Genomic DNA, 7103 nt, shown 5'->3' with positions numbered 1-7103 from the left:
CTTTCTCAAAGACTCACGATCAGCGAGAAGCGGTCACGCGTCAGCCCGCGATGTAAGTGCGCAAACTCGCCGCCTCCTGGGCGTGCTCCGCGATCTGGCATTTCACCACGTCGCCTATGGAGATGACGCCGACCAGTCGTTTGGCCTGCATCACCGGCAGATGCCGGATGCGCCGATCGGTCATCCGGGTCATCAGGGCCGACATCTCCTCGCCCGGCTCGGCGAAGATCACCTTGGCGGTCATATAGTCGGCGACCGGCCGATCCAGCGCCCCGGCGCCATCGGCGGCCAGGGCCTTGACCACGTCCCGCTCGGAAAACACCCCGACGACATGGTCGCCGTCACAGACGACCAGCGCCCCGACCCGTTTCTGCTCCAGCTCTGCGCACGCTCGCGTCACCGTCAGGTCGGGCGCGATGGAGAAAACGGCGTTTCCCTTGGTCTTGAGGATCTCGGCGACGAACATCGCGGCTCCTTCTCTCTATAAGAGACGACCGCAGGGCCGGGATGGCGACAGGGCCGCTCGGGAACCGATGATCGCTCAGCCGGCGTCAGGAAGCAAACGCCCCGGTCAGACGTCGACGACGACGCCCTTGCCGAATAGACGCGCCAGCGGCCCGATTGCCAGGAAGCCGACTACGAAGCCGACCGCGTGGGCTTCCCAGGCGATGCGCGCGCCCTCGGCGCCCGGCGCATAACCGATCAGGCCGGTCACCGCATTGACGGCCATCCAGGCGATGGCCGCGCCGATCACATGGCGGTCGGTCAGAGCCAGCACCCTGCCCTGCCCACCCATCAACCGCGTCGCCGCCCCGATCAGGCCGAACACGGCGCCCGACGCCCCGACCATCGGCTCGGACGAACCCCAGTGGATCAGCCCATAGCCCAGCGCCGCCAGCACGCCGCACGCCACATAGAAGAGCAGGAAGACCGTCGGCCCCATCCTGCCGCCGAACAGCCGTGCGACCGGCGAGCCGAATGCGACCGCCGCGACCGCATTCATGATGGCGTGGGTCCAGCCGCCGTGCAGCAACATGGCCGTCAGCAGTCCGCCCCAGCGTCCCTGCTCCAGATCGGCAGGCGCGAAGGCCATGCTCATTCCCATGTCGGGCAACTGCCGCTGGAAGTAGAACAGCACCGGCATCGACACCGCGATCAACAGCACGACCAGCGGGACGTTGAACGCCTTCTCTCTGGGCGGCTTGCCTTTGGGCGGACCGTCGAATCGACCGTGTGCGTCTGACATGGCGCACAAATGCTCAGTGACCCGCGTCACATCAAGCGCTTCTTAATAACCTTAATGCAGGTTGGGGTGCGGATCTCCCCTGGGGTCCGTCGTTCGTTTGCGCGCGAGGAACCCTGTAATGCCCGCCAAGAGGCTGTTTCTATCCACCGCCGTCATGGCCGTCGTCGCCGCAGCCAGCCTGCCGGCGGCCGCTCAGTCGACCGGTTCCGGGAGCGCCTCTCGCTTCCAGCAGGGCTACGGCGGCGCTCGCTCGGCCGCCAGCACCGCGACTACCGGCTATACCCGCGACGTGAACGGCAATCGCCTGATCGTCAACGGCATCATCCAGTCGGGCGCCTCATCCTATTCCAGCCAGTCAGGCGGCGTCGCCTCGGCCTATGCGGGCGCTGGCTCGTCCAGCAACGGCGGCACGACCATCGGCGGCTCCACCGCCATCGGCAATCAGCTGAACGTGGTGGTCCAGGGCAACCGCAACACCGTCATCGTCAACTCGACACAGACCAACACCGGCGCGATCAACGCCGGCACGGCCCTGAACGGGAACATCAACCTGCCATGAGCCGCCGCCATCTCATCAAAGGGGGAGCCGCTGTCTCGGCCGTCGCCCTGCTGCTCGCCGGCTGCGTCAGCCCGGTCGCGGGTCCATCGGGTCAATATGCGACCCCGATCGGCAATGCGCCGGTGACGGCCAACCCGACCCCGTATTCCGCCGCACTCTATTGCCTGGCCGACTACGCCCGTCGCTACAACCTGCCCTCGCCGCGCATGGCCGTGGGCCGGATCAGCGACTACACCGGCACGGTCTCTTCGGACGGCGGCCGCCAGATCACCGGCGGCGCCTCGCTGATGGCCAACTCGGCCCTGGCCAAGGCCGGCGCGCGGATCGTCGAACGCTACGACACCTCGGTGTCCGAGCTGGAACTGCGCTACGCCAACAACAAGCTGATCGGCGACCAGGCCCCCGACGCCCAAGGCCCCGAGGACACCCAATATCGCCGCATCCTGGCTGGCCAGGTGCCCGGCTCCGACTTCTATGTCGTCGGCGGCATCACCGAGGTGAACTACAACATCCGCTCCGGCGGCTTCGACATCGGTCAGGGCGAGATCAACTCCGCCCGCCCCGGTTCGACCATGCTGAACCACCGCGTCTATGTGATGAACATCGCCATGGACCTGCGCCTGGTCCAGACGACCACGCTGGAGGTCGTCGATGTCGTCTCCTATCAGAAGCAGATCATCGGCCGCGAGATCTCCGCCGGCGTGTTCGACTTCCTGAACGGCAATGTCTTCGACATCTCGGCCGGGACCGGCGGGATGGAGCCGACGCAGCTGGCCGTCCGCGCCCTGGTCGAACGGGCCACGGTCGAGTTCATGGCCAATCTCTATGGGGCGCCCGGTCCCGAAATCTGCCTCAACGCCGCCAACGATCCGCTCGGCGATTCCACCGTCGGTCCGACCGGCGGTTATTATCCGGCCTATCCCACTCAGGACACGAACAATGGCCAGACCCGCGCCGATCCGTCTCGCTGGAATGATAGCCGCGACGGCGACGTTCGCCGTTCTCGCTACTGAAGCGAGCGCGCAGCAGACGCCGGCCTGCGATCCGCAAGCCGGCGAAGCCTGTTCCAGCACCCAGATTCAGACCGGCGACGTCACCGGCCTGGTGGACATCGACCTGTCCGTCGATCAGGTGACCGTCAGCACCAGCGCCCAGGGCAATGCGCTCGCGGGCGGGGTGACGGCGGCGTCCGCCGGCCTGATCTCGCGCCAGACCATGACCGGCGCGACCGTGGCCCGCAGCAATGTGATCGTGAACGGCGAGGCCGACGGTCAGATCAGCGTCGAAACCACCGCGCGCGGCAACTATCTGGGCGTCACCACCGACCGTGCGACCTTCGCCGTCGATGCGACGCAATCCGCGACCGGCGACCGCGTCCAGGCCGGAACCTATGTCCAGGCGCCGGGCGGCCGGGTGCTCCAGGGCGGCTTCGCGACCAGCGCGGCCGTCGCCAACACCGTCGCCATGGGCGGCCCCTCCTCCTCCCTGACCGGCGTGATCGACCAGACCGCCCAGACCACCGTCTTCGCCGAGACCGTCGCCGACGTTCAGTACATCCCCGCGCCCGCGACTTTCTCGTCCCAGGCCGTCGCCAATGCGGTCCAGACCAACACCACCGGCGCCTCGCACCAGGACCTGGCCATCCGGCAATCCAACGCCGCCTCGACGACCGAGGCCCGCACCGACGTTTATGTGGATAACGCCTGGGATCTGACGGTCGGCGCCAACGCCGGCGCCAACCAAGCCATCACGGCCAACGCCGGCGGCTCGATGCTGATTGCAACGGACCAGACCAACGCCGGCCGCGTCCGCGCCGACGCCCGCGTCCAGACCAATCTCCAGGGTCAGACGGTGCTGGCCGCCCGCAGCGTCGCCAACGAGACCGTCGCCGGCAACAACGACATCTATCTGAAGCTGGACAACACCCAGTTGAACTCCGGCGGCGTCGAGGCCAACGCCACCTACGTCGGTGTCAACGGCTATGACGCGTATGTCGGCGCCGACGCGGTCGGCAATGCGGTGACCGGCTACGCCTGTACCCAGTGCGGCGGCGACGTCAACATCACCAACAACCAGACCAACAGCGGCAATGTCACCGCAACCACCAGCGCCACCGTCGGCTCCGGCCGCACCGCCGTCGTCGGCGCCAACGCCGTCGGCAACACCGCCACCTTCTACGTCAGCCGCCCAGGAGGCTGATCCAAACATGACAAGTCGGTAAGGTTCGTCCGTCCGCCTTGCCGGGAAGGCAAGGTCACTTTACATATCCGACGCCGCTCCATCGGGGGTTGCGGTTTCGGAGTGATATCATGCGTTCTGCGCGCCATCTGCTGCTCGTCGCCGTCTCGGGACTGGCCCTGACCACAGGGGCGTTCGCCGCCCCCGCTTTCGCCCAGACAGCCGCCCCCGCCGCCTCGGCCGGCCAGGTCGCGCCGTCCGCCCCCTGGGCCCAGGCCGCCAGCGACATTCCCGCCGATCCGGCCGTCCGTTACGGCCTGCTGCCCAACGGCATGCGATACGCCCTGCTGCACAATGCGACACCTCCGGGCCAGGCCTCGTTCCGCCTGCGCATCGACGCCGGTTCGCTGATGGAGCGCGACGACCAGAAGGGTCTGGCCCACTTCATGGAGCACATGGCCTTCAACGGCACCAAGGACGTGCCGGAAAACGAGATGCTGCGCATTCTTGAACGCCTGGGCCTGGCCTTCGGCGCCGACACCAACGCCTTCACCAGCTTCGACCAGACCGCCTATATGCTGGAGTTGCCGAACACCAAGGACGAGACAGTCGATCCCAGCCTGCACATCCTGCGCGAGATGATGTCGGCCGCGCTCATGGAAACCACCGCCATCGATTCCGAGCGCGGCGTCATCGTCGGCGAGGAGCGCACTCGTGACACGCCGCAACTGCGCGTGCTGAAGACCCAGCTGGGTCTGCTGGCGCCCGGCCAGCGCCTGTCCGAACGCCTGCCGATCGGCGACCTCGACATCATCCGCACGGCCCCGCGCCAGCGGTTCGTCGATTTCTACGACGCCTATTACCGTCCCTCGCGCGCCACCTTCATCGCCGTGGGCGACTTCGACGTGGACGCGATGGAAGCCAAGGTCCGCACGGCCTTCGCCGACTGGAAACCCACCGCCGCCGATGGTCCCGAGCCCGACCTGGGGACCGTCGCCCCGCGTGAGCCCCAGACCAGCATTCTGGTCGAACCGGGCATACAGTCCTCGATCCAGCTCAACTGGATCAAGAACCCCGACCTGGAGCCCGACACCGTCGCCGAACGTGCGGCGGACATCCGTCGTGGCCTGGGCCTGGCCGTGCTGAACCGTCGCCTGGGCGAGATCGCCCGCGCCGACAACCCGCCCTTCATCGGCGCCGGCGCCGGCTATCAGTCGCTGTTCGACAGCCTGGATGCGGGGACCTTGTCGGTCGCCTTCAACCCCGGCGGCTGGCAGCGTGCGCTGGATAGCGTCGAACAGGAAAGCCGCCGTCTGGCGCAATACGGCGTGACCGACGCCGAGCTTCAGCGCGAGATCGCCAACACTCGCACCGCGCTTCAGAACGCCGTGGCCTCGGCCGCGACCCGTTCGACCCCCGCCCTGGCCACCGGCCTGCTGGGCGCCGTCAACGACGACCAGGTTTTCAGCGCGCCCCAGACCAATCTCGACCTCTTCAACAAGGCCGTCGAAGGCCTGACCGTCGATCAGGTCAACCAGGCGGCCAAGGCCGTGTTCGAGGGCCAGGGCCCGCTGGTGCTGTTCAGCTCGCCTGTCCCGGTCGAGGGCGGTGAAGCGGCCGTCACCGCCGCGCTGGAGGCCTCGCGCAACACCCCGATCCAGGCCCGCGCTGTCGAGGCCGAGCTGAAATGGCCCTACGACAACTTCGGCGCCCCTGCCGTCCCGGCGTCGCGCACCGAGGTCGCCGACCTGGGCGCCACCCTGGTCCGCTTCCCGAACGGCACGCTGCTGAATATCAAGAAGACCGACTTCCGCGCCGAACAAATTCTGGTCAGCGCCCGCACAGGTCTTGGCGAACTGGGCCTGCCTGCAGACACCCTGTCGCCCCTGTCGATGGCCAGCACCGTCCTGACGCCCGGCGGCCTGGGCAAGCTCAGCCTGGACGAGATCAACCGCGTCCTCAGCGGCCGGACCTACAGCGCCTCGGTCAACCAGGCCGGAGACGCCTATGTCTTCTCGGGCGCGACCAAGCCTGCCGACCTCCAGCTGGAGCTTCAGGTTCTGGCCGCCTACCTGACCGATCCCGGCCTTCGCGCCGCACCGTTCGAACAGACCAAGGCCATGTTCCCGCAGATCCTGGCCCAGCTGGGCGCCACGCCGCGCGGCGTGTTCCAGCGTGACGCCTCGGGCCTTCTGGCCGGCGGCGATGCGCGCGAGATGACCCCGACCGCCGAACAGATCGCCGCGATCCAGATCGACGACGTCCGAAACGGCGTCCGCTCGGCCCTGGCCCAGGGTCCGGTCGAGATCACCGTCGTCGGCGACGCGGACATCGACGCCGTCATCGCCGCCGTCGGCTCGACCTTCGGCGCCCTGCCCGCGCGCGGCGCCGAACCGACCCCGCCCGCCGGCTCGACCGAGCGCAAGTTCCCCGCACCCGTCGCCACGCCAGTCCAGTTGCATCACACAGGTCCGGCCGAACAGGCGCTGGGCTTCGTCGCCTGGCCGACCACCGATCAGATCGCGGACCGCAAGACCGCGCGTCAGTTGTCGATCCTGTCGGACGTGCTGCAACTGCGCCTGAACGACGAAATCCGCGAGAAACAGGGCCTGGCCTATTCGCCCAGCGCCGGCTCCAGCGCCTCGGACGTCTTCCCCGGCTACGGCTTCATCTCGGTGACGGCGGAAACGCCGCCGGCCGCCCTGCCCAAGCTGTTCGAAACGGTGGACGCCATCGCGGCCGACCTGCGCGACAACCCGGTCAGCGACGACGAGCTGAACCGCGCCCGTCGCCCCGCCGTCGAGCGCATCCGCCGCAGCATGGCCGACAACGGCTACTGGATGACCCAGTTGGCCGAGGCCCAGTCCAACCCGGCCACGCTGGACCAGACCCGCAGCCAGGTCGCCACCCTGGAAGCCGTCACCGCCGCCGACCTTCAGACCTTGGCCCGCCAGTATCTGAAGCCCGACGCCGCCTGGCGCGCCACCGTCACGGCCCAGCCCGCTGCAGCCCAGGCCGCCGCAGCTCAATAAGCGCCCAAGAAAAGGCCCCGGTTCTCGCGAACCGGGGCCAGTCGTCAGGATCGTCGACGGAGAGCCGACGGTCTTGTTATCTCACTTC

6 protein-coding genes are annotated in these 7103 nt (G+C 68.0%); 4 read left to right on the top strand and 2 right to left on the bottom strand.

What is annotated here, in order from left to right:
* Nucleotides 1–40: 40 nt before the first annotated feature.
* Together ACZZZD_RS14915 and ACZZZD_RS14910 are read right to left on the bottom strand one after the other, a co-directional pair.
* Nucleotides 41–466: a CBS domain-containing protein gene (locus tag ACZZZD_RS14915; protein ID WP_463436035.1), complete on the bottom strand. Its 426-nt coding sequence runs from the start codon at nt 464–466 to the stop codon at nt 41–43.
* A 105-nt stretch (nt 467–571) separates the two neighbouring features.
* The gene (locus ACZZZD_RS14910; protein WP_463436034.1) at nt 572–1246 is read right to left on the bottom strand and encodes a rhomboid family intramembrane serine protease; all 675 of its coding nucleotides are present in this window, start codon (nt 1244–1246) and stop codon (nt 572–574) included.
* 118 nt (nt 1247–1364) lie between these two features.
* Between ACZZZD_RS14910 and hfaA the strand changes: the two genes are divergently transcribed.
* The 4 genes from hfaA to ACZZZD_RS14890 all read left to right on the top strand — a co-directional run bounded on the left by hfaA (nt 1365) and on the right by ACZZZD_RS14890 (nt 7015).
* The gene (gene hfaA / locus ACZZZD_RS14905) at nt 1365–1805 is read left to right on the top strand and encodes a holdfast anchoring protein HfaA (protein WP_463436032.1); all 441 of its coding nucleotides are present in this window, start codon (nt 1365–1367) and stop codon (nt 1803–1805) included.
* Nucleotides 1802–2818 (top strand): holdfast anchoring protein HfaB, encoded by a 1017-nt coding sequence (gene hfaB, locus ACZZZD_RS14900; RefSeq protein ID WP_159845353.1) that lies wholly within the window; start codon nt 1802–1804, stop codon nt 2816–2818. Before hfaA ends, hfaB begins: the two co-directional genes overlap by 4 nt.
* On the top strand, nt 2745–4004 hold the full coding sequence (hfaD, locus tag ACZZZD_RS14895) for a holdfast anchor protein HfaD (RefSeq protein ID WP_463436030.1): 1260 nt from the start codon (nt 2745–2747) through the stop codon (nt 4002–4004). Before hfaB ends, hfaD begins: the two co-directional genes overlap by 74 nt.
* A gap of 110 nt (nt 4005–4114) precedes the next feature.
* Nucleotides 4115–7015 carry a M16 family metallopeptidase gene (locus ACZZZD_RS14890; protein ID WP_463436028.1) on the top strand — a complete coding sequence of 967 codons (2901 nt, stop codon included), beginning with the start codon at nt 4115–4117 and terminating at the stop codon, nt 7013–7015.
* Nucleotides 7016–7103: the final 88 nt, after the last annotated feature.

Source organism: Brevundimonas sp. AC546, assembly GCF_979258305.1.
Note: the sequence above shows the minus strand (reverse complement) of the source record. Positions and strands in the feature narration are given on the sequence as shown.

What these genes read in the sequence shown, in the direction of transcription:
- ACZZZD_RS14915 (WP_463436035.1), bottom strand. Translation starts at nt 466, where the DNA reads ATGTTCGTCGCCGAGATCCTCAAGACCAAGGGAAACGCCGTTTTCTCC.
- ACZZZD_RS14910 (WP_463436034.1), bottom strand. Translation starts at nt 1,246, where the DNA reads ATGTCAGACGCACACGGTCGATTCGACGGTCCGCCCAAAGGCAAGCCG.
- hfaA (WP_463436032.1), top strand. Translation starts at nt 1,365, where the DNA reads ATGCCCGCCAAGAGGCTGTTTCTATCCACCGCCGTCATGGCCGTCGTC.
- hfaB (WP_159845353.1), top strand. Translation starts at nt 1,802, where the DNA reads ATGAGCCGCCGCCATCTCATCAAAGGGGGAGCCGCTGTCTCGGCCGTC.
- hfaD (WP_463436030.1), top strand. Translation starts at nt 2,745, where the DNA reads ATGGCCAGACCCGCGCCGATCCGTCTCGCTGGAATGATAGCCGCGACG.
- ACZZZD_RS14890 (WP_463436028.1), top strand. Translation starts at nt 4,115, where the DNA reads ATGCGTTCTGCGCGCCATCTGCTGCTCGTCGCCGTCTCGGGACTGGCC.